Annotated in this window: 21 protein-coding genes and 4 pseudogenes; 13 read left to right on the top strand and 12 right to left on the bottom strand. The window is 67.5% G+C overall.

Going from position 1 to position 21,464, the window contains the following annotated elements; genetic code table 11:
• Nucleotides 1-180: 180 nt before the first annotated feature.
• A complete protein-coding gene (locus IEJ02_RS30420) occupies nt 181-1,263 on the top strand; it encodes a PLP-dependent cysteine synthase family protein (protein ID WP_191067749.1) in 1,083 nt (360 codons plus the stop codon).
• A gap of 119 nt (nt 1,264-1,382) precedes the next feature.
• On the opposite strand, the gene IEJ02_RS50880 is transcribed toward IEJ02_RS30420, so the two are convergent.
• From IEJ02_RS50880 to IEJ02_RS30395, 5 genes and pseudogenes are all read right to left on the bottom strand, one after another.
• The gene (locus IEJ02_RS50880) at nt 1,383-1,799 is read right to left on the bottom strand and encodes a transposase (protein WP_191067748.1); all 417 of its coding nucleotides are present in this window, start codon (nt 1,797-1,799) and stop codon (nt 1,383-1,385) included.
• Between the two features lie 48 nt (nt 1,800-1,847).
• The gene (locus tag IEJ02_RS30410) at nt 1,848-2,882 is read right to left on the bottom strand and encodes a transposase (protein ID WP_191067747.1); all 1,035 of its coding nucleotides are present in this window, start codon (nt 2,880-2,882) and stop codon (nt 1,848-1,850) included.
• Nucleotides 2,883-3,188: 306 nt separating this feature from the next.
• Entirely contained in the window at nt 3,189-3,722 is a 534-nt protein-coding gene (locus IEJ02_RS30405) for a hypothetical protein (protein WP_191067746.1), read from the bottom strand.
• A gap of 283 nt (nt 3,723-4,005) precedes the next feature.
• The gene (locus tag IEJ02_RS30400) at nt 4,006-4,986 is read right to left on the bottom strand and encodes a threonine ammonia-lyase (RefSeq protein WP_191067745.1); all 981 of its coding nucleotides are present in this window, start codon (nt 4,984-4,986) and stop codon (nt 4,006-4,008) included.
• 55 nt (nt 4,987-5,041) lie between these two features.
• Nucleotides 5,042-6,184: pseudogene (locus tag IEJ02_RS30395) on the bottom strand (IS256 family transposase); the annotation flags it as partial.
• Between the two features lie 75 nt (nt 6,185-6,259).
• Between IEJ02_RS30395 and IEJ02_RS30390 the strand changes: the two are divergent.
• From IEJ02_RS30390 to IEJ02_RS30380, 3 genes are all read left to right on the top strand, one after another.
• The gene (locus IEJ02_RS30390; RefSeq protein ID WP_191067744.1) at nt 6,260-6,475 is read left to right on the top strand and encodes a hypothetical protein; all 216 of its coding nucleotides are present in this window, start codon (nt 6,260-6,262) and stop codon (nt 6,473-6,475) included.
• A 268-nt stretch (nt 6,476-6,743) separates the two neighbouring features.
• On the top strand, nt 6,744-7,562 hold the full coding sequence (locus IEJ02_RS30385; RefSeq protein WP_191067743.1) for a helix-turn-helix domain-containing protein: 819 nt from the start codon (nt 6,744-6,746) through the stop codon (nt 7,560-7,562).
• A 66-nt stretch (nt 7,563-7,628) separates the two neighbouring features.
• Nucleotides 7,629-8,303 (top strand): hypothetical protein, encoded by a 675-nt coding sequence (locus IEJ02_RS30380; protein WP_191067742.1) that lies wholly within the window; start codon nt 7,629-7,631, stop codon nt 8,301-8,303.
• A 19-nt stretch (nt 8,304-8,322) separates the two neighbouring features.
• On the opposite strand, the gene IEJ02_RS30375 is transcribed toward IEJ02_RS30380, so the two are convergent.
• The 3 genes from IEJ02_RS30375 to IEJ02_RS30365 form a co-directional block, all read right to left on the bottom strand.
• A complete protein-coding gene (locus IEJ02_RS30375) occupies nt 8,323-9,174 on the bottom strand; it encodes a class I SAM-dependent methyltransferase (RefSeq protein ID WP_317985957.1) in 852 nt (283 codons plus the stop codon).
• Nucleotides 9,175-9,419: 245 nt separating this feature from the next.
• Nucleotides 9,420-9,848 carry a GNAT family N-acetyltransferase gene (locus IEJ02_RS30370; RefSeq protein WP_191067741.1) on the bottom strand — a complete coding sequence of 143 codons (429 nt, stop codon included), beginning with the start codon at nt 9,846-9,848 and terminating at the stop codon, nt 9,420-9,422.
• The gene (locus tag IEJ02_RS30365) at nt 9,845-10,939 is read right to left on the bottom strand and encodes an IS256 family transposase (protein ID WP_223864707.1); all 1,095 of its coding nucleotides are present in this window, start codon (nt 10,937-10,939) and stop codon (nt 9,845-9,847) included. Before IEJ02_RS30365 ends, IEJ02_RS30370 begins: the two co-directional genes overlap by 4 nt.
• 389 nt (nt 10,940-11,328) lie before the next feature.
• On the opposite strand from IEJ02_RS30365, the pseudogene IEJ02_RS30355 reads away from it, so the two are divergent.
• A pseudogene (locus IEJ02_RS30355) lies at nt 11,329-11,788 on the top strand (VOC family protein).
• A 154-nt stretch (nt 11,789-11,942) separates the two neighbouring features.
• On the opposite strand, the gene IEJ02_RS30350 reads toward IEJ02_RS30355, so the two are convergent.
• Nucleotides 11,943-12,512, bottom strand: coding sequence for a DUF6262 family protein (locus IEJ02_RS30350; protein ID WP_191067740.1), 570 nt, complete (start codon nt 12,510-12,512; stop codon nt 11,943-11,945).
• 247 nt (nt 12,513-12,759) lie between these two features.
• On the opposite strand from IEJ02_RS30350, the gene IEJ02_RS30345 reads away from it, so the two are divergent.
• The 4 genes and pseudogenes from IEJ02_RS30345 (at nt 12,760) to IEJ02_RS30335 (ending at nt 15,068) form a co-directional block, all read left to right on the top strand.
• Nucleotides 12,760-13,200, top strand: a complete 441-nt coding sequence (locus tag IEJ02_RS30345; RefSeq protein WP_223864706.1) for a helix-turn-helix domain-containing protein — start codon at nt 12,760-12,762, stop codon at nt 13,198-13,200.
• 72 nt (nt 13,201-13,272) lie between these two features.
• On the top strand, nt 13,273-14,010 hold the full coding sequence (locus tag IEJ02_RS30340; protein ID WP_317985956.1) for an MmyB family transcriptional regulator: 738 nt from the start codon (nt 13,273-13,275) through the stop codon (nt 14,008-14,010).
• Nucleotides 14,011-14,277: 267 nt separating this feature from the next.
• A pseudogene (locus IEJ02_RS51165) lies at nt 14,278-14,385 on the top strand (TetR/AcrR family transcriptional regulator); the annotation flags it as partial.
• 398 nt (nt 14,386-14,783) lie between these two features.
• Complete coding sequence (locus IEJ02_RS30335) at nt 14,784-15,068, top strand: hypothetical protein (protein WP_191067799.1); 285 nt, start codon at nt 14,784-14,786, stop codon at nt 15,066-15,068.
• A 45-nt stretch (nt 15,069-15,113) separates the two neighbouring features.
• Here the strand turns inward: IEJ02_RS30335 and IEJ02_RS30330 are convergent, their stop codons facing one another.
• On the bottom strand, nt 15,114-15,686 hold the full coding sequence (locus IEJ02_RS30330; RefSeq protein WP_191067737.1) for a TetR/AcrR family transcriptional regulator: 573 nt from the start codon (nt 15,684-15,686) through the stop codon (nt 15,114-15,116).
• Between the two features lie 145 nt (nt 15,687-15,831).
• Between IEJ02_RS30330 and IEJ02_RS30325 the strand changes: the two genes are divergently transcribed.
• The 4 genes and pseudogenes from IEJ02_RS30325 (at nt 15,832) to IEJ02_RS30310 (ending at nt 19,224) form a co-directional block, all read left to right on the top strand.
• Nucleotides 15,832-16,569, top strand: a complete 738-nt coding sequence (locus IEJ02_RS30325; protein ID WP_191067736.1) for an SDR family oxidoreductase — start codon at nt 15,832-15,834, stop codon at nt 16,567-16,569.
• Nucleotides 16,570-16,676: 107 nt separating this feature from the next.
• Nucleotides 16,677-17,698, top strand: a pseudogene (locus IEJ02_RS30320) (IS30 family transposase); the annotation flags it as partial.
• Nucleotides 17,699-17,948: 250 nt separating this feature from the next.
• Complete coding sequence (locus IEJ02_RS49050; protein ID WP_317985955.1) at nt 17,949-18,386, top strand: IS110 family transposase; 438 nt, start codon at nt 17,949-17,951, stop codon at nt 18,384-18,386.
• Nucleotides 18,349-19,224 carry an NmrA family NAD(P)-binding protein gene (locus tag IEJ02_RS30310; protein ID WP_191067735.1) on the top strand — a complete coding sequence of 292 codons (876 nt, stop codon included), beginning with the start codon at nt 18,349-18,351 and terminating at the stop codon, nt 19,222-19,224. The genes IEJ02_RS49050 and IEJ02_RS30310 overlap by 38 nt, the downstream gene beginning before the upstream one ends.
• A gap of 204 nt (nt 19,225-19,428) precedes the next feature.
• On the opposite strand, the gene IEJ02_RS30305 is transcribed toward IEJ02_RS30310, so the two are convergent.
• Together IEJ02_RS30305 and IEJ02_RS30300 are read right to left on the bottom strand one after the other, a co-directional pair.
• Nucleotides 19,429-20,037: a transposase gene (locus IEJ02_RS30305; protein ID WP_223864704.1), complete on the bottom strand. Its 609-nt coding sequence runs from the start codon at nt 20,035-20,037 to the stop codon at nt 19,429-19,431.
• Nucleotides 20,038-20,261: 224 nt separating this feature from the next.
• Entirely contained in the window at nt 20,262-21,314 is a 1,053-nt protein-coding gene (locus IEJ02_RS30300) for a transposase (RefSeq protein ID WP_223864703.1), read from the bottom strand.
• Nucleotides 21,315-21,464 lie beyond the last annotated feature (150 nt).

Genomic DNA, 21,464 nt, shown 5'->3' with positions numbered 1-21,464 from the left:
GCCGCCTGCGCGATCTTTGTCCACCGCCTTTTCCACCAGTCGCCGTGTCATCCAATCCAGTCGATCAAGCAGTATGGCCGAGCCGAAGCGCGGTAGCAGGCGCAGCGGCAGGTTGGTTGTCGACCATGACCGTTGAGCATGGCGACCTGTCCGGTGTCGCGGCTCCAGTAGGGTCCGATCATGACTACGGGACACCCGAACTCGTGGGCTGCCGACGCGATCCGGCGGGTACGGACAGACGGCCTGCATCTGACACCGACACCCCTGCGTCCGCTTCCGCTACTTGCGATCCGGGACGTCGAGATCTACATCAAGGACGAGTCCGCGCATCCCACAGGCAGCATGAAGTATCGCCTGGTGCGAGCCATGTTCTGTGAGGCGATCGCCAGCGGCGCTATCAGGTCGGACACACCGGTGATCGCAGCTACGAGCGGAGCGGTTGCTGTCGCCGGAGCCCACTTCGCGAGGCTGCTGGGCCTGGTGTTCACCGCCGTCGTACCAGCGAAGACCTCTGCGGACGTCCTGGCCAGGATCGAAGGGGAGGGCGGACGGTGGCAGGTGGGCGAGCAGCCGCCCGCCGCGGTGCAGGAGGAGGCGAGGGCGTTGGCCGAGCAGCTCGGCGGCCACTTCCTGGACCACTTCAGCGACGCGGAGCGGGCGGTGGCTGGGTGTGGTGAGCCGACGATCGCCGACGAGATCTTCGATCAGATGAGCGGGGAACCGCACCCGATCCCGGAGTGGATCGTCACCGGTGCCGGAACCGGGGCGACCTCGGCAGCGATCGGACGCCACCTGCGGCGACACGGTCATCCGACGCGGCTGGCCGTGGTGGACCCGGAGAACTCCGCCTACTTCCCCGCGTGGGCGAGCGGGTGTGGCGACTACACCACGGGGATGCCCTCGCGGATACCTGGCATCGGTCGCCCACGCACCGAGCCCGGCTTCCTGCCGGCGGTGATCGACTTGATGATCCCGGTACCGGACGCGGCGTCCATTGCGGCCATGCGGTGGCTTCGCACTGCTGCCGGGATCGAAGCCGGACCGGCGACCGGCACCAACTTCTGGGGAACGTGCCACCTCGTGGCACGGATGCACCAAACGGGGATGCGGGGCAGCGTCGTCACCATCATCAGCGACGTCGCTGATCCGTACCGGAACACCCACCTCAATACGGAATGGGTGCGTGCGCGGGGACTCGACCCCGCGCCGTACGAAGCCGACATCGAGCTGTTCGCCCGCACCGGGGACTGGCCGGTCGGGTAGCGACCCGCGTGACGGCCGGGCGCGGATGCCCCTCAGACCTCTATCCCGGCTGGATTGGATGAGACGGAGACTGACTTCGCCGAGAAGGGTCATCACGGAAAGGATGTTGTTGGTGATCTTTAGATCGTGAGTCTTTGGCGGATTCGCTGGAAGTGGCTCGTCGGTCGAGGCTCGCGGGGTGGGGCCGGGCCGGGTGGGAGGCGCTCGCTGAGGCGGATGATGTTGGCTCCGGCGGCTGTCAGCACGTGCTGGAGGTGAGCCTTGGCCAAGCCTCGGTAGCGGCAGCGGCGGAGTCCATGAGCGTGGACGGTCTCGGAGGCAGTGGCCTCGCAGCCCGCGCGGATGGCATAGCGCCGATGCCACTGATCGGTTTTCTGTTCCTTCCGGGCCTTCGTCTGGATCTTCTGCTGGGGCTCTGGCAGAAGGAAGATGTGGCGTCCTTTGCCGTGTCGACGTTGCCGGTGCACTGAAGCCTGTCCTGGCACTCTCTGCAGGCTTTTTTGGGGGGAAGAGAACCGACAGTCGGGGGTGTCCATCGCCGAGAGTGGATTTCCACGGCGGGCTGGTCACACCGCGCGGACAGGTCAGGGTGCGGGCCTGCCAGTCGATGCGGAAGTCCTCTTTGGCAAAACCCGGCCGTTGACAGGCACGGGGATCGTCGCGGACCGGACCGAGCAGTCCGATGCCCCACGCTGTTCGGTGCGGTGGATGGACCATGGCATTCGTGCCGAGGCGGGATCAGGCCGACCGTCCGCCTTGGTCTTGCCGGTTTTCCTCTGGTCGGTTGCCCGTCGGCTGGCCCGGTCGCGGGTGGACTTCGGTCCGCGCCACCGCAGTTGGCCATCGCCGTTGTACCAGTACTGCTGAACCCAGACCTGCCGCAATACCTGCACGGCGGGCAGGTCCCGCAGTCCGGGCGGCGCGTCGTCCTGGTAGACGGCCCGCAGAATGCGCATGCCCTCCTCGCCGGTCTTCAGAACGTAGGCGATCAGCGCGTCCCCGCCGCGAGGCGGCCGGTCATAACGCACCGGCCGGCCATAGCGGTCTGCCCAGTCCCGGGTGACGAGCCGGGCCAGCCATTCCTCACCGTGCTCCGAGAGTTCCTCCAGCGCGGTCCGTAAGGTCTCGGCGACCAGCTCTCCCCGGTTCAGGCGACGGACCGCGGTGAGCACATGGGTGGAGTCCGTCCGCACCCGGCCGCGGCGTTTGACCAGCCCAGCCGCCACAAGATGGTTGACCATCACAGCCAGCAGCCGGTCGGCCCGGTGACTCTGGGTCATCCGGTCCCTGAACTCGCTGAGTACCCAGAAGTCGAACCCCGGATCGTCCAGTTCCAAGCCCAGGCAGTACTTCCAGTCGAGACGGCACCGCACGGCCTCGGCGGCCTGCCGGTCGGTCAGGTTCTCGGTGTACTGCAGCACGGACGCCAACGCGAGCCGGGCCGGTGACAGCCCCTTTCTCCCGTCAGCCGGATACCAGTCCGCGAAGTCCTCATCGACGAACAGTTCATCCAGCCGGTCCCGCACCCACGTCGCGGTCGTGCCACGCGCATTGCCCGCCCGAGCCATCCGCACCGTCAACGGCGGAACCACCCGCCCCGCACCCGAGCCCATCGCCATCGCGGCCCTCCGACCGCTCGATCCGCCGCGCTCAGACAAGAGCAGCACACCCACAACCAAGCGAGAACGGAAGACCGCACAGTTTCACCCCAATGAGCGAAGATCACCAACAGCATCCGGAAGTTGGGCCAGACCCCGACATTGAACAGCAGTTGTTCAGCACTTCGGACAGCACCCTGACCAGTGCCCGATTCGAACATTCAGCAGCTCCGGCAGTGCGACAGATCCTCGCAGGCGGGTCCTCTTGGGTCGCGGTTTCGGCTCCAGATGCGAGACCTGGGCGAGTGAGGGGAATAGTGACGCGCGCTATCGCACCGGAGCGGCGAGCACAGTTCTGGCCTCCCGGATGAAGGTGCGCTGCGCCTGTTCGAGTGCCGTGCTGTGCTCTCCGAACATGCGGACACGCTGCGCGAGATCCGCTGCAGGAAGGCGCATTGCGTTCGCCTTCGCCTGGACTTCATAGTGAATGGCGGACGCCAAGTCGGCCATGGGGCCGGGGCCGGTGATTTCCACCGCTGTCACCGCCCGCTGTAGTGCCTTTAGGGCAGCGTTGGTTGGAGCCCATAGCTCCCCATGGTCAGCATCGTCATCCCAGCTGGGCTGGACACGAGCCCTGACGATCGGGCTGAAGGTGGCCTCTGCCTCGCTACATCGATCAAGGACCGCCGCGAACGCCGCTTGACGTTCCTCCCGCAGCCGATGTCTTACATCGGCGGCTTCTTGGTCCCGCACCTGCCGCCGGATTACCCGGCCTTGGACGAGCGCGCCTCCGAGTGCCCCCGCCAGCGTTCCAGCGATCCCCAGTGCAGCAGCCCACACGGCTGCATCCCCCTGATCCATGCCCCGTATCATGCCGCCCCGCCGGCCAACGAGATGCAGAGTCACATTGATTAACCACGCAGACCGACACCTCACCTGTCTGGTCATCGCCCCGAGCGATGCAGTCTTAACTCGGACAAGGAGGGGCGGTGACACGCATCAGCGATCCTCATCGGCACGGTCCGTGAATCGAACAGCCGCGGCTCAGGGCGCTGTCCGAAGTGCTGAACAACTGCTTCGGCGGACACCACGGCCAGCCTCTGGCATCAACCTAACCCGCCATACCCCTGGGATGGAGTAATGGTCAAGACCTGTGGGTGGGAGCCGCGTCGACCCAGTGGTGATAGGCGTCTACGTCGACGTTGCTGCCGCACACGATGGTGACCACGTGTCGGCCGGCGAAGCGGTCGCGGTCTTCGAGGATCGCTGCGATGCCGAGCGCGGCCGACGGTTCGACGACGAGGCCGGCGTGGTCGAGGAGCATCCGCATACCGGCGATGATCGACGCCTCCTGGACCAGGACGGCGTCGTCAGCGACCAGGAGGAGGTCGTCCAGGACGGCCGGGATGGGACGCCGGCCGGCGACGCCGTCAGCGATGGTGTTGGTCGAGTCGGTGGTGACGACGCGCCGCTCGTGCCACGAGTGTGTCATCGCCGGTGCGCCCAGCGGCTGGACGCAGATCACCTCGACCTCGGGCGCCAGGGCCTTCACCACATGCCCCACACCGGTGGCCAGCGCACCGCCGCCGAGAGCGATCAGGACGGCGTCGAACGACGGCACGGTGTCGGCCAGTTCCAGGCCGATGGTCGCCGCGCCCTCGCAGGTCTCGATGTCCAGGCTGTCTTCGACGAGCCGGATGCCGTCAGAGCGCGCGATGGCCGCCGCCAGCTCGCGCGCCATCTCGTGGTCGCCGTCCACCAGCTCCAACCTGGCGCCCAACGCGCGGATGCGGTCAAGCTTGGCCACAGTCGCAAAGCGGGACGCCACGACAGTCACCTCAAGCCCCCGGCCGCGACCGGACCACGCGAGGGCCTGGCCAAGATTGCCCGCGCTGGCGCACACCACGTCTCGTGAGCCATTCTCGGCGAGCAGACTCGCGACTACCTCGGTGCCGCGGGCCTTGAAGCTGCGCACCGGGTTCGCCGTTTCGAGCTTGATGCTCACCGTGCACCCGAGGCCGGGTTCCAGCGCCTCGCAGCGGTACAGCGGAGTGTCGAGGAAAACCGGGTCAATCACCCGGCGGGCCGCCCGGATCCGAGCAGTGTCGAGGCGCGTCTTCTGCACGACGCAGCAGCGTAGCGCGAGCAACAGTTCACGTCCTGTGGATCAAGGGGGCAGTTCAGGCTGCCTGAGCTTCGGGGCGCTCGACGAGGTGTCCGCGTTCGAATCGGGCTCCGGCGCGGACGAGAGCGACGAGGTGGGGTGCGTTCACGGCCCGCCACCGCTGTTGAGCGGACTCCAGGAGCTTGACGACCATGGCGAGCGCAGCGGCCGCACTGCCGGCACCCCGGGTGACCTTCGTGCGGAGCCGGACCGTGGCGGAAGGTGGACCCGATGGGATTCGTGGTACGCAGGCGGATCCAGTGCTCGGCGGGGAAGTCGTGGAACGCGAGCAGTTCATCCGCGTCGCCGGTGATCTTCTTGACGGTTTTGGGGAACTTCGCCCCGTACGTCTTGGTGAACTCGGCAACGGCCTGGAGGGCGTGGTCGCGGTCTTCGGCGTTATAGATCTCCTGCCGGGGCCTTCTTCGCGCTGGGCTGGGCGGACTTCGGCAGAGCGTTCGCGACGTTAGCGATCTTGTGGACCCAGCACCTCTGATGCCGTGCCTCGGGGAACACCTCGGCCAGGGCCTTCCAGAAGCCGAGCGCCCCATCGCCGACCGCGAGGACGGGAGCACGCATCCCACGCCGAGCACAGTCGCGCAGCAGATCCGCCCAGGAGTCGGCTGATTCACGGTAGCCGTCACTTCATAGTGATCATCTCCTTGGTGCCGTGCGCGCGCACGCCCATCAGCACGAGCACGCACGACTTCGCCTCGCGCAGGCGTATACGCAGGTGGATACCGTCGGCCCAGACATAGACGTAGTCGCTGCAGGACAGGTCGCGCTCGCCGAACGCGGCGTGGTCAGCCTGCCACTGCGTGGTGAGCCGGGTGACGGTGGCCGGGGACAGGTCGGCCGCCGAGCCGAGGAACTGCTCGAGTGCGGGCACGAAGTCGCCGGAGGACAGGCCGTGCGGATAGAGCAGGGGCAGCACCTCGCTGATCTTCGGGGGCTTGCGGCACCACGGTGGCAGGATCGCCGAGGAGAACCGCTTGCGCTCGCCGGTCGCCTCGTCGATGCGCTTGTCGTTCACCCGCGGGGCCTTCACCTCGACCACCCCGGCCGCGGCCGTGACTTCCCTCGGCTGGTGGTAGCCGTTGCGGACCACCAAGCGGCGCCCGCACTCGTCACGTTCGTCGGTCAACTCGGCTATATAGGCGTTCGGCCCCGCACGCTGCCGTAGTGCTGAACAGCCTCAGCGCTCTGCCGGACAGCTCAGACGAGACGATCGGGTGTGGCAGCAGTCGATCGGCGGGGCCCCGTCACGGATGACGCCATGCTCGCCGCCGCGCTCCACCTCTGCGACCAGGAACTTAGCCCGCGGGAGATCGCCGAGCGGCTCTTCAACTCCACCGGGAAGAAGAAAGGCCAGCACCCGTCAGCGGCCACCGTCATGCGGATGCTCCGCGACCGCGATGACAGGGCACTGGAAGCCTCTGATTACGGATAGCTACTTTGCCCCTGGCCGTGGTGTCAGGAGTTTGAGGCCATCACCGGCCGGGGTCGTAGCACACGAACTGGCCCGGGTGCTCGTCAACTTTCCGTGTGGAACGGCCTGCCGAGCGGCGAGTGGCCGACGCTGGTCAACCATGGACCGGTTGACACATGCCGGCGTGCAGTGAGTCAGCCCTTCCACCCACAGGTGAAGCGTGCCGTGAACTGCTGCGACGAGCTGTTCCGGTACGCAGAACCGGCCCGACGGGCAGCCGCTGGAGGTCTTGCTGCGCACCGCCGAGGAGATGGCACGCGAGGTCGAGTACTACGTGGCGGCGGTAGTTCAGGATGCCCGGAGCAAGGGAGTGGGCTGGGGCAGCGTGGCAGATGCCGCGAACGTCAGCAGGACGACGGCGCGGACCACGCGGGCTGAGAGCAAGGTCCGGCGGCAGCTTGAGCGCCTGGCAGCGGACCGGGCCGAGCGCCGCCCGCGCGCTGCGGGGCCTCACGCGGAAGGTCTGAGTCCTGAACAGGGCAAGGCTCTGTCAAAGGCATCGGAGCGCGCATCGGCGAAGCTCGCATCGGCGCTGTTGTATCTGCATCAGGCCAGTGGGCTGACGATCAAATGCGTGGCCCAGCACACTTCGCTGTCGCCGTCCCAGGTGTCGCGGCTGTTGTCGGGTGAACGGACGCCGGCGTGGTCGGTGTTGTGCACGCTGGTCAGGTTGTGCGGCGGCGATCCCGCTGACCTGCGGGTGCTGTTCGAGAACGCGCACGGCCTGGTACCGCTCACCCGGCATGCGGTTCCCGACGCGGCAGAACGGCAGTTGGCCGCGCTGCAAGGGCTGTATCTGGCCGCCGGACGCCCGGAATACGGGCAGGTCTGTCACGCGTCACACGGTGTGCTCACCACGCAGGACATCCGGGACATTCTCGAAGGGCAGATGGTTCCGACCTGGGAGGCGACATCAGCGCTGGTCTCCGCCCTGGACGCCTGGCCCGCCGACATCCGGCCCCTGTGGGAGGCCGTTCACTACGCCTTCTTGGTGTGCCGCGATCCGGTTCCTCACGAGTCTGCGGTCCCCCGGCCTGACGGCGGCTGAGATGTGCCGGTCGCCCGACCCCGCGTGACTGCGTTCAGCTGGTTGTCCAGCACCAGGAGTGACGTCATGATTCTGCCTTCACGCTGCCGCGAGCAGGCCCCTGCGACGGTGTCGTGTCCGCAGCCGCCCGACACCGCGCTTCCACGAGCGGTCGCTGTAGCGGTTCCGCGGGCGTACACCGCATTTTGCCTGCTGCACCAAGATCAGTACCTCAGCTACGCACGGGAGCGGGTACAGGATGAGTGGATGAGCCGGACGGTGGTTGAGACGGCGCTGGGGGACCTGGCCACGATCTGGCCAGCGGTCATCAGCAGTTCTCGTCCGGCGGCTGTCGTGTGGGGGCTGCTGAATACGTTGATTTCTTCTGCGGTGCACGCTCGGCGGGGGATCGCGGGGATGCCGGTGGATGCGGTGCACCGGGTACTGCCGGCCGCCCAGGGTGATTCGGTGATTTTGCTCTGCCGCCTGCAGCTGAGTGAAACGCAGGCGGCAGAGCTGATGGGCGTGGACGAGTGGGCGGTCACCAGCCAGTTACGGATGGCACAGCGGAACATGCCCGGCGAGTGGCTTGGAGGTGAGAGCCGGTTCTGGTCCACTTCGTGTGGTCGCGTACACAGGGTGACTGTTGATCTTCGCCTCATGGTGGGTTTGGTGGTCGTAGCAGGTCAGCGGCGCATGGCTGGCTGGTCGCGCATGAACCTGGCTCCACTCATCAGGACCCCGTTGGAATCGATCATCTAGGGAACCGGGAGGAGGCGCTCTACGGGCGGATCGCCGAGATCAGTCCGCCGGGCCGTTCCTCGCGCTGCGGAGGGGTGCTGATCGGGCGGCCGTAGGCGGCAGCGCGCTCGCGCAGGGTGTGGCTGTCGGCCTCCCAGCCGTGCCCGGCCAGCCAGCCCACCGGATCGTCGGGCATCTCCGAGACCCACATGGACGCCGCCGATCCCGGCACGGCGTTCGCGCCGAAGCGCTCGAGCACGCCGCGCGAGCCCAACGTCAGCCCCATCCAACTGCCTGCCGCCGACTGCGCGCTGATCCGGGCCAGCAGCAGCTCCACCGCGTCCTCGGGCAGATAGATCAGCAGTCCTTCGGCGATCCACGCGGTCGGCACGGCCGGGTCGTGCCCTGCGGCGGCCAGCGCGGCTGGCCAGTCCTCACGCAGATCCACCGCGACGGGGATCCGCTCGCAGCGTGCGACGGCCCGCTCCTGGCGCAGCACCGAAGCCTTGAAGTCCAGTGGCGCGGCGGTGTCGACCTCGAACAGTCGGGTACGCTCGGGCCAGTCGATCCGGAAGGCCCGGCTGTCCATGCCGGCGCCGAGCAGCACGACCTGCCGGACCCCGGACGCGGAGGCCTGCTGCAACAGGTCGTCGAGGAACTTCGTCCTGATGACGATGGAGAACGACACGGCCAGCCGGCGGCGGCGCGCGGCCTCGTCATCGGGCAGCGGCGGCGAGGAGGGCCACAGTCCGCCGGCGGTTGCGAAGGCCTGTGCCAGCGGGTCGCGGAACAGCGCGTTCTCCCGCTCGGTCTCCAGGGCCCGCACCCTGGCCACCCCCACCGCCGTGGCCCACACTCCCGACGGCTGCACCCGCTCCTGCTCATCAGTCACCGCGCCAGTCTAGATGATCGATTTCAAGGGGCCTGATGAGTGGAGCCAGGTTCATGCGCGGCCAGCCAGCCATGCGCGCACTGACCGACTACGACCACCAAAACCACCATGAGGCGAAGATCAACAGTCACCCTGTGTACGCGACCACACGAAGTGGACCAGAGCCAGGACTCACCGATAAAGCCAGGCGAGCTGACCTCGGCGCCGGCTTCGTCACGAGTCGTTGTCAAGATCTGTGGATCGGGTCAGGTGATGTCGTTATCGCCGTGGCGAGTGACTTCGTGCAGGCCCAGTCGCCGGTAGAGGGCCTGGGCCCGCTGGTTGACGACGAGGACGTCCAAGGCGAGGTCCCGGCCCTGCTGGCGGGCCTGGAGCAGGAGGCCGCAGATGAGCTGGCTGCCGATTCCGCGTCCCTGGTGGTCGGGGTGGAGCTCGATCCGCGCCAGGTAGATCTCCGCCGGCCGGTCCTCGACGTGGAGCATGCCCGCATCGGCGCCTTCGATGGTGATGATCTGCCACTGGCCGGGGCTGAACACGCGGGCGTGGAAGTCGCGTTGGACCTTCTCGTCCCAGCCCCAGATGGCCGTGACGTAGGCGCCCATGGCCGCTTTGTGTAGCCGGAAGCAGTACTCGCTGTCCGCGGCGGTGGCCAGCCGCAGGCCGATGGCCGTCATGCCGCCCTCTGATGGGGCCGCTCGATGAGGTGACCGCGTTCGAAGCGTGCTTCGGCGCGGACGAGGGCGACGAGGTGGGGTGCATTCACGGCCCGCCACCGCTGCTGGGCGGACTCGACGAGTTTGAAGACCATGGTCAGGGTGGCGGTGCGGGAGCCGGCGCCTTGGGTGGCCTTGGTCCGCAGCCGGACGGTGGCGAACGTGGACTCGATCGGATTCGTGGTCCGCAGGTGAATCCAGTGCTCGGCCGGGAAGTCGAAGAACGCCAGGAGCTGCTCGTGGTCATCGGTGATCTTCTTGACGGCCTTGGGGAACTTCGCGCCGTAGAGCTTGGCGAACGTCTTGACCGCCGCCTCGGCGTGGTCGTGGTCCTCGGCGTGGTAGATGTCCTGGATGGCCTTCTTCGCGCCCAGCTGCGCGGACTTCGGCATTGAGCCGAGGACATTGGCCGATTTGTGAACCCAGCACCTCTGCTCGCGGGTGGCGGGGAACACCTCGGCCAGGGCCTTCCAGAAGCCCAGGGCGCCGTCGCCGACCGCCAGGATGGGGGGACGCATGCCCCGGCGGGCGCAGTCGCGCATCAAGTCGGCCCAGGACTCGTCGGACTCGCGGTAGCCGTCCTTGAGCGCCACCAGCTCCTTGGAGCCGTCGGCGTGCACCCCGATGAGGACCAGGACGCAGGCTTTGGCCTCCTCCAGGCGGACGTTGAGGTGGATGCCGTCGGCCCACACGTACACGTAGTCGACCTCCGCGAGGTCGCGGTCCATGAACGCGGTGTGGTCGGCCTGCCACTGCTGGGTCAGCCGGGAGACGCTGTGTCGATCGCGATAGCGGGCCGCGGCAAGAGGGTTGATCGCGAACACCTGACGCTTGCCGGTACGCAGCACGGCCACGAGCAGGCCCCGGCTGGTCTCGATCGCCACTGGGATCGGGCTCTCTTCGCTGTCGCCGTGGTCGGCCAACAGCTCCAGCAGGACTTTGTACCCGGGCGCATCATCCGTGATGTGCCGTTTGGCCAGCAGCCGTCCTGTGTCGTCGACCAAGGCAACGTCGTGCGTCTTCTCCGCCCAGTCGATACCGCAGTAGATCAAGTTGTTCCCTCCTCATGGCACTGATGTTTGCGCCGGTCACGAGCGCTTGCGGGCCACGCGTCGGACTAATCCCAGGCCTCGACCATGCAAGGGGTCGGGCCGACACCTCACCAGTCGTTCGCGGCACCAGCGCACCGCACGGGCCTCTGTCTGTGCAGGAGCTCACGGCTCGCGTGCTGCAAGAGGTCACCGTGCAGCGGGCTCGCACCACCAATGCCAACCAGTTATCGAGACAGGGTTCAAGGACGCTGGAGGGTGCCGATCTACCGCTAGACCTGGCAAGTCCATCGTGCTCAAGGCATCCCTCCGGCGTCCTGAGCACGTTCTCCGGGGGATCACGAACACCGGTGACGGCGGTAGCTGTCAGAGGTGTGCAGTACGGTCCTGTCATGGCAGCCAAAATCGGTCTGACCCTCGATTGCGCGAACGCACAACTCCTCGCCGATTTAACGCACAACTCCTCGCCGATTTATGGAAGACGGCACTGGGCTATATCGACGAGCCGCCGCCTGCTCCCTTCAAGACCCGCGAGGAGTGGCTCGCGCAGTTTGACTTGCCGGAGGACGACTCCGAGGACGACGGGGCATGGCTCTGCGATCCCGACGACGTCGGCCCTCGCCTCTCCATCCTCAAGGTCCCCGAACCGAAGACGGCGAAGAACCGGCTTCATATCGACATTCGGGTGCCGGGACACGGCAGTGCCGGTGAGCGGTGGGCGCGGATCAAGGCTGAGTCTGAGCGGCTGGTGAAGGCGGGCGGGGCCGTCCCCGGCAGGAGTTCGACGGGCACCACGCTGTGATGGCCGACCCGGAGGGCAACGAGTTCTGCGTCGCCGCAGCCTCGACCTGAGGCTGGCAGAGCGCTGCTGTCACCGTCACCAATCCGTCGACGCCCCGTGGTGGCAGCTCGGGAGTCCGGCCGCTGTAGGCGGCCGGACTCTCCGAACCGAGTCGTGCCGTCAGGCGCGTTTCCCGGAACTATCGCGTCACTGCTGAACTACCTGTCAGGGACTGGTGATTTGGGCTTCGAGATCGGCGACGCGCCGGTCCTGGAAGCGGAGGTTGGAGCGGGCGGCCTTGAGTCGCTCGTCGAGGGTGCGGTTGTCGGCGGTCAACTGGCGGACCCTTTGCTTGAGGGTGGTGTTCTCGGTCGTGATCCGCTGGATGGCCTCCTCGGTCCACTCGGCTTGCAAGTCCCTTATATGGCCGAGGAGTTCATCGATTCGGGTGCGCTGGGCGAGGACCTCGGCCTGGGTAGCCTTGAGTGCGTCCTCAGCGTTCAGCGCGCGCTCGCGCCAGGTCGCCTCGCGCTCGTCATCCTGTTCGACGAGCGTCCGGGTCTTGCGATCACCTGCCTCGGCTATCGCCGTGGCGATGGCGGCCCGGGCCTCGGGGTTGGCATAGAGGAAGGTGCGTGAGACGTTCGCCCGCCGGGCGACAGCAGCGACGCTAACCTGGGCCTTCTCCCGTTGGAGCCGGACGATGGACTCGCGGACTCGTAGGAGGGCCATGTCGGTCCTGCTGCGGCGGGCTGCCAGGGCCGCGGCAGTGCGGGGTTCGGGGACGGTGTTCATGCGACGTCCTGTTCGGGGTCGGTGTCCTCGACTGTGCACGTATCGCTGTACTCGTCTGGCTCGGCACCGCCTGCCCGAGCGAGGTCGGATGCGCGGAAGAGTAGTCCTGGGGTTTACGCAGGTCTAGTAGCGCGTCGCTGCTTAATTGTGGCGTGTCTGGTGGGAGGCTGGCGTCTGGTGGGTTCCGCCTTCTCTTTTGCCGGACAGGACTGTTGTCATGGGTTCACAGAAGAAGCGACCGGTCAGGTTGACACCGCAGGATCGCGAGGAGCTGGTCCGGGTGACCACGACGGGCGTTCGTGGGGCCTCGATGATCATGCGGGCCCGGGTGCTGCTTGCACTGGACACCTCGGTGGGTGAGGTGGATTCCAAGGAGGTAATCGCGGCCCGGCTCGGCGTTTCCGGTGAGACGTTACGGCTGGTCGCCAAGCGTTTCGCCGAGACCGGTGGCGATGTGCACGCCACGATCGCGCGGAAGAAGCGCGACCTGCCACCGGTGCCCTCGCCGGTGACCGGCGAGGTCGAAGCCAGGCTGATCGCGATGGCGTGCTCACAGCCGCCCCAGGGCCGTACCCGGTGGTCGCTGCGGCTGCTGGAGAAGCACGTCGCGCCGGCCGAGGACATCCCCGATCTGGACCACTCCACCATCGGGCGGGTCTTAAAAAAACGGAACTGCGCCCTCACCTGAGAAAGTGCTGGACCATCCCGCCACGAGCGAACGCGGAGTTCGCGGCCCGGATGGAAGACGTGCCGGCCGTCTATGCCCGGCCCTACGACCCGGCACGTCCGGTGGTGTGCATGGACGAGAAGCCCTACCAGCTCCTCGATCATGTCCGCGACCCGCCCCCGGCCCGCCCCGGTCACGACGCCCGCCAGGACAGCGAGTACATCCGCCGCGGCACGTGCTCGATCTTCGTGTGGACCGAACCCCTGCGCGGGTGGCGCCGTGTTCAGGCACTGTCCCAGCGGACCCGGACCGACTGGGCCGGCCAGGTCAAGCAAGTGGACGACCACTCCGGCCATGGTCTTCAGCGAGACCCTGGACGTCCTGGCGGGCAACCGCCTCGCTGTGGCGATGCACGCGGGATTCGAAGATCCCACGAACATCGCCCTCATGACGTTCGCCGACCCTGCGGGGGCCACCTTCTACACGGACTGGCACGAAGCAGCCCTGGCCGTGGTCGCGCGGCTGCGCTTCGCCCAGGGACGCCGTCCCCACGACCCGCGGCTGCTGGGACTCGTGAAGCGCTTGTCCGCTGAGAGTGCATATTTTCGACAGCTCTGGGACACCTACGAGGTGCGGGGGCGGACCTACGAGGCGAAGCGTTTCCAACACCCCGTCGTCGGAGCTCTGGAACTGACCTACCAGGCCTTTGACGTCCGGGGCTCCGACGGTCAGCAGCTCGTGGTCTACCGCGCTGAGCGCGGCAGTCCTACCGAGGGCTCGCTCAGCCTGCTGGCCAGCCTCTCGGCGCCGTACGCCGCGGCGGGCGAATAGCGCACATTGTCCGTTTCGTGACCGATGCTTCGCGCAGGGTCACCACCTACCGCGGGAGGCCTCGACGTCGCCGCCGCGGACGCCCTCCATCAAAACGCCACACTCAACTCCTCCCGCCTCTCCGACGCCCTCGTCGACCTCCGCAGCCTGGCTCACCTCGCATCACGGGCGACGAGCAGTCCGCGACTTCCTCCAGCTGAGCCTAGGAAACCCAGCGCGGGCCGCCCCTGCTCAGCGCGGCGGACGGTGGGCGGGCAGGGGCTCGCGAGGCAAGAAGTGGTCACCGCGCTCGTGGCCCGGACCGTCGAGCACCTGTGGGGACGGTCCTGGGCCACTGCGCAGACCGACGAACCACGCCAGGCCTGGGCTGTGTCTCCTGTGCTCGGGCTGCTGCGTGGGTTGGCTCTCAGGTATCGAGGGTGGTGCGGGTCGCGCCTTCGAGCCGGGCCCGGCGCAGGGCGAGGAGGTCGTCGCGCAGCGCCGCGTCGAGGGCCACGTCGACGACGGTGAGTGCGAGGCTTTGGCGCCGTCGAGTACGGCGGCGTCGGCCTCCGGGGGGCCGCGGCGGCAGTGAAGTCGGCGTGGTGCGGCACGGCCTCGTCGCCGAGGACGGACACCAGCGTGTGGATGGCGGGAAGCACCTGCGAGACGTTGCCCATGTCCGTGGAGGCACCGCCCAGCACCCGGTCGGGGTCGAGCGTACGGCCCAGCCCGCAGAGGTTGCGGTTCCAGATCTCGGCGATGCCGGTGTGCGATGCCAGGGGGGCGTACGGGTGCTCGGTACGCCGGTGCGACCAGGGGCAGCCTGTGGCGACGGCACCGGCCTCGAAACAGGCGAGGACCCGGCGGCGCAGTTCACGCCACTCGTGAAGGTCGTAGGCGCGGACCTCGACCTGGACGACGGCCCGCTCCGGGATGATGTTGGTGGCCCGGCAGGTGTTGGAGGCGCGGAAGGTCGCTACAGCCTCATTGCCAGCGTCCCGGCCGCCGGCGCCCTGCGCCCGCTTCGCGACCCCGACGGGCCAGAGCTGGACGAGGACGACGGCAGCGAGGAATGACCGCCCGAGGCCCTGCGGTGGCGGAGCGGACCCACACACGCGTCCTCACGGGCGGACCGTGAGGCCGTCCAGGGTGAGGTCGAGCAGGCGCTCCGCTTGCTGTCGGTGTTCAGCACCCGCCGAGGTGAGGGCGATGCCTTCCAGGGCAGCGCCGATGTCGGTGGGCTGGATATCAGTGCGGATCGCCCCGGCGGCCGTGCAAGCATCCATGAGTGAGGTAATGGCGGCCTGGATCATTTCCCGGCTGTGACCATAAGGATTGCCTCCCGTCGCGGCGATGGCGCGCAGGGCGTCAATCATGCCGTACTTGGCGGTGACGTAGTCCAGGAACAGGCGTGTCCACGCGCGCAGGGCCTCTGCTGGCGGCTTCTGCGCAAGGAGAGCGGGAGCGGCATCGCACAGGCGGGCCACCTCGTTGCGGTAGACCGCCTCGATCAGGGCCTCGCGGGTGGGGAAGTTGCGGTACAGGGTCGCACTGCCCACGCCTGCTTCCTTGGCGATGCGTTCCAGGTGCGCATCCAGCCCCTCCGTCGTGAAGATGCGTGCAGCGGCCGTGAGGATCTTCTCCCTATTCCGCCGTGCGTCAGCCCGCAGCGGCCGAAGCGTTCCGTCAGTCATCAGTGCTCACCATCCCCTCCTCGAAGCCCTCCGAACTTGCTAACCGGATGCGCCCCCAGTTACGGTGGAGCCAACTGGGGGCACCTCCGGTTTCACTGTAGGTCACCGCACTGACCTGTGCACACCCCAAGAAAGGAAGCTGATCATGTCGGGCATCCAGGGCAAAGTGATCGCGATCACAGGTGCCAGCAGCGGCATCGGAGAGGCGACCGCGGCCTACCTCGCCGAAAAGGGCGCCCAGCTCGTGCTCGGAGCCCGGCGCGAGGACCGACTGAACGCCGTCGTGGACGGCATCACGGCGAAGGGCGGCACCGCCACCGGCGTCATCGTCGACGTCACCCGCCGCGAAGACCTCCAACGCCTGACGGACACGGCCCTCAACCAGTACGGCCGGCTCGACGTCCTCGTCTCCAACGCAGGCACGATGGCCGTCTCGCCGTTTGACGACCTGCGCCAGGATGACTGGGACGCCATGGTCGCCACCCACATCACCGGCCTGCTCAACGGCATCGGGGCGGCTCTGCCCATCTTCCGCCAGCAGCGCATCGGCCACTTCGTCAACCTCGCCTCCACTGCGGCCTACGTCGTCATCCCTCCCCAGGCGGTCTACGCGGCCACCAAAACGGCGGTGAAGGTGCTCACCGAGGGCCTACGCCAGGAATCGGGACCCGACCTGCGCGTCACACTCGTCTCCCCCGGCTTCACCAACACCGAAGGCGTCGGCAAAGGAGCCAGCCCTGAAGCCGCGGCCGCGATGATCCAGCAGCGGGACGAGATCGCCATGCCGCCCTCGGCCGTCGCCTCCGCCATCGGCTACGCCATCGAACAACCCGACGGCGTCGATATCAGCGAGATTGTCGTCCGCCCCACCGTGCAAGCCTGATAGCGGCGAGTCGGGCTACTCGAAACCGCCCCCTGTCGGCAAACGAATGGCACCCTCAAGTGATCAACGCACCACCCACGGATGATCATGTGGTCGTGGAGGCACAGGTGCGTGACTACGGGTTTTCGCCAGCTCAGCAGGATGAGATCTGGAGACGCTGGCGTGAGGGGCAGTCGTTCAGCTTGATCGGGCGGGCGCTCGGGGCGCCGATGCAGCACGCCCGTCGCTTCCTGTACCAGAGCGGTGGCGTCCGCCTCACCCCGCAGCAGCGACCACCACGGCACGTGACCGGTGGCGAGCGCGAGGAGATATCCCGCGGTATCGCCGCCGGAGAATCTGCCCGGCAGTTGGCCAGGCGGCTGGGCCGATCACCTTCGACCGTCTCCCGCGAGATCGCCCGCAACGGCGGCCGGGACCGGTACCGTGCCGCGTCCGCCGATGCGACCGCCTACGCGCGTGGGCGTCGGCCCAAGCCGGCCAAGCTCGCCCAACGGCCCGCTCTGCGTGCGCTGGTGGAGGCCAAGCTGGCTCTGTGCCGGCCTCCGGAGCAGATCGCGGGCTGGCTGCGGCGCCAGTTCCCCGGCGATGCCTCCCTGCAGGTCTCACAGGAGGCGATCCATCTCTCGCTCTTCGACCCGCGCCGGCGTCAGGCGATCGACCGCAGCCTCGCCCAGCGGCTGCGGACCGCGCGGCCCGTGCGCCGCCCGAAGCTCGCCCGTCGGCCCACCGGGCGGGGCGTCATCCGCGGCATGGTGTCCATCACCGCCCGCCCCGCCGAGGTCGAGGACCGCAAGATCCCCGGCCCTTGGGAGGGAGGAGGCACACCCCATGATGGGCACCCGGCCTTCGGCCGTCGCCACACTCGTCGAGCGCACCAGCCGCTACACGGCCATCGTTGCGCTGCCGGACGGCATCAAGGCCGAGCAGGTCACTCCGCACCTCGCCAGGAGCCTCCTCGGCATCCCGCCCCAGCTACGACGAACGCTCACCTGGGACCGGGGCCGGGAGGGCCGAGCACCAGGCCATCACCGCCGAGACCGGGATGCCGGTCTACCTCTGCAAGCCGCGCAGCCCGTGGCAGCGCGGCACCAACGAGAACACCAACCGACTGCTGCGGCAGTACCTCCCGACTTGTATTGGGGGTAGCGGTGTTCGTGATCGGGTTGGCCGCCCGTAACGTGCCGCAGGACGCCGGGCAGGCTGACTCGAGTACCTCCTGCCGCCCGCAAGGGCTGGCTCTCTTTGGGTGTGTCGACCTGCCCGGTATCCGTTCGCGGCTTGACTCAACAGAGGCATGAGCATCGGCCACCCCACGTTTCTCGAAGTCGGGATGTCAGCTGCGGATTCCACCGACCCGACGTCCGAGAAGAGGACCGCCGATGATGCTGATCGGCATCGATCCGCACAAGTCGACCCACACTGCCACGGCCGTCGATCCCGGAACCAACCGTGATCAGGCATCGATCCGCATCGACGGGTCTTTGCAGGAGTACCAGCGCATGCTGGACTGGGTCCGCCAGTGGCCCCAGCGGCGATGGGCCGTCGAGAACGCCAGGGGCCTGGGACACCACCTGACGTCATGGCTGCTCGCTCGGGGAGAACAGGTCGTCGACGTCCCGCCCAGCGCCACGGCCCGTGTCCGTCAGCTCTCCCGCGCCCCCAGCACGCGACAGCCATGCTCCAACTCACAGCCTGAGAACACATCGCAGCTGGTCAACGTAGCGAGTAGGCTATCCTCTTACGCATTCAAACCTTGCGCATCCAGTGAAGGGCCATCAGGTGATTCTGATAATTGGCGCAACTGGGACGATTGGTAGCCTTCTGGCCCGCCGTCTCGCCGAAGGCGAAGTACCCTTTCGTGCTCTGGTGCGCCGAAAGGATGTGCCGATTGAAGGCGCTGAGACAGTCGTCGCCGATCTGGACGAGCCCAATAGCTTGCGGGGCGTTTTCGCCGGCATCGACCAGGTCTTCCTGAACACTGCCGGCACCAGCACCGACGAGGGACCTGTCATCGCTCAGCAGAAAGCCGCCATTGACGCGGCGGTGGCGGCCGGTGCGGAACACATCATCAAGGTGTCGGCACAGGGCACGGCCCCCGACTTGCCGATTCCGTTCGGAATGCACGCCAGCATCGAGAGGTATCTTACAGCCTCGGGACTCGCCGCTACAGTTTTGCGGCCAAGTAGTTTCATGCAGAACCTCGTCGGAGGAATTACAACCTTCACCGAAGAAGGTGAAATCTACGACACCTATTGCGGAGGGGCAGCCGCCTACGTTGATGCACGCGACATCGCCGATTGCGCCTACGCGGTGCTCACCGGCCGCGTGCCCCGGGGCGGCGTGCACACCCTCACCGGCCCTCAGGCGTTGACCGCAGCAGAGGTTGCGGCAGCCCTCTCCACAGCCCTGGACCGGCAGGTCGGAACGGTGCAGCCTACGTACAAGGAACTGGAGGAAATGTATCAGCAACTCGGGCTTGCGCAGCGATTCGCCCAACAGCTCACTGCCATGGCGAAGATCATCGCCGCAGGCGGTATTGCTGACGTCACCACCGCGGTCCGTGACCTCACCGGGAAGGCGCCTCGATCGCTAGAGACCTTCATCACCGATCATCGCGAAGCTCTGGAGAAAATCATACCCATCCGGCATCCCTGAGCCTGGATCCATCGCGCGATAGTCGGCTTGTGGAGGATGACATGTGAAGAGGTGCCTGCTGGCCCGGGGTTGATGGGAACTCCTACGCCCTCATCAGGGATCGCGTCTCTCGTTGTTGAAGCGGGCGAACCACACGCAGCGCCGCACACGCAGTAATGGCTCTGGTCCACTTCTTGGATGCCGTTGGTGATCTTCGCTCGGTGGTCAGTTCCAGGCGGCGGCGAGGGGTCGTTGGAAGTGGCTGTCGGGGCGGTTGCGGGTAGGCGTGGTTGTGCCCGGTGGGAAGCAGCTGCTGAGCCGGACAAGATTTGTGCCAGCAGCGGTGAGGACGTGCTGGACGTGTGTCTTCGCGGCGCCGCGGTAGCGGCAGTTGCGTAGGCCATGGGCGTGGACGGTCTCGGAGACGGTGGCCTCACATCCCGCGCGCATCGCGTAGCGGCGTTGCCATGCCTGGGTCTTCTGCTCGGCCCGGGCACGGGTCTGGATCTCCTGAACAGGCTGTGGCAGCAGGGTGATGTGACGGCCCTTGCCCTCCACGTTCCCGGTGCATTTGAGCCGGTCGGCGCACTCGCGGCAGGCTTTGCGGGGGAAGAGCACGGAGAAGCGGGCGTTGCCATCGGTGTGCGTGGGTTTCCAAGGCGGGCTGGTCACCCCATGCGGACAGGTCAGGGTCCGGTTCTCCCAGTCGACGCGGAAGTCGTGCTTGGTGAAGCCGGGATGCCCGCGATCGCCCCCGGGGATCGAGACGGACCGGGCCGACCAAGGTGATGCCCCAGTGCTGCGCGGCGTGATGGATGACGTCCGGGGTGACATAGCCGGAGTCGACCAGGTGCTCGTGGGGATGGAACCCGTCGTGCACCAGGGCGGCGTGGATGGTGTCGAGGGCGTCGATGTCCTGCTCTGGAGCGGGCTGGGTGGTCACCTGCACGATGACGCGCGGCATGTCTGCGTCGCAGGTCTCAGTCTGGTGGTCGCGGTAACCGATCCAGGACCGCTCGCCGGAAGTGGTGACCTTGCGGGAGTAGCGGGCCTCGACGTCATGCGGGGTGACGATCTCCATGCCGGCCCAGGGCACCCGGGCGGTCGCCGGGTCTGGGCGCCCGACTGCCTTGGCCGTGCCGGTGTTGCGGCGCGGGGTGTTCCGCCGGGACTGGCGGTCGCTGGTGTTCTTCGGCCCGCGCCAGCCGAGCCGGCCGTTCTCGTCCACCCAGTACTGCTGGACCCAGACCTGGCGGAGCGCCTGCACGCTTTTCAAGTGCCGTGCCCCGGGCGGCGCGTCGTCGCGGTAGACGGACCGGAGGATGTGCATGCCGTCCTCGCCGACCTCGAGTCACGTAGGCGACCCGTTCGTCCCCGCCCCGCGGAATCCGGTCGTAGCGCAACGGCCGCCCGTAGCGGTCACCCCACTCCGGCGTGATGATCTGGGACAACCACTCCTCCGCGTGCACAGCGAGGTCTTCCAGCGCCAACCGCAGGGTCTCGCCGACGAGTTCACCCCGATTGAGCTGCCTCACGGCCGCCAGGACATGTGTGGAGTCCGTCCGCAGCCGTCCCCAGCGCCGAACCAGTCCCGCTGCCGCAAGCCGCTCCACCATCACGGCCAGCAGACGGTCCGCCCGGTCCCCGACGGCCATCCGGTCACGGAACTCGCTCAGCACCGAGTAGTCGAAACCCGGATCATCAAGATCCATTCCGAGGCAATACTTCCAGTCCAGGCGGCACCGGACCGCTTCGGCTGCCCGCCGGTCACTGAGGTTCTCCGCATACTGCAGCACCGACACCAGCGCCAGCCGGGCCGGCGACAAGCCCTTACGGCCATCGGCCGGAAGCCAGTCCGCGAAGTCCTCGTCCACGAACAACTCGTCCAGCCGGTCCCGCACCCACATCGCCACTGTGCCCCGCGGATTGCTCGCCCGGGCCATCCGGACGGTCAACGGCGGAATCGCCTGCCCCGACACAGAACCCATCGCCACCGCGGCCACCTCCCGACCGCCGAACCGCCCCGCTCCCGCCAGCCGAGCACGCCCACACCCGAACCCGCCAGAAAACACGACGAGTTCACCCCACCGAGCGAAGATCACCAACGGCATCCTTCTTGTGGTCGCGTACGCAGTGTGACTGTTGATCTCGGTGTGATGAGGCGTGAGGTCGCCCGAAAATCGCCCTGCGGGAATGGGACGTGGCCTCACCATCGACACCGCCGAACGCTCAGCCCTGGAAGCCATGCTCGACACCTGCAC

This window comes from Streptomyces sp. 5-10 (assembly GCF_014712245.1).
Taxonomy (GTDB): Bacteria; Actinomycetota; Actinomycetes; order Streptomycetales; family Streptomycetaceae; genus Streptomyces; species Streptomyces violaceusniger.
Note: the sequence above shows the minus strand (reverse complement) of the source record. Positions and strands in the feature narration are given on the sequence as shown.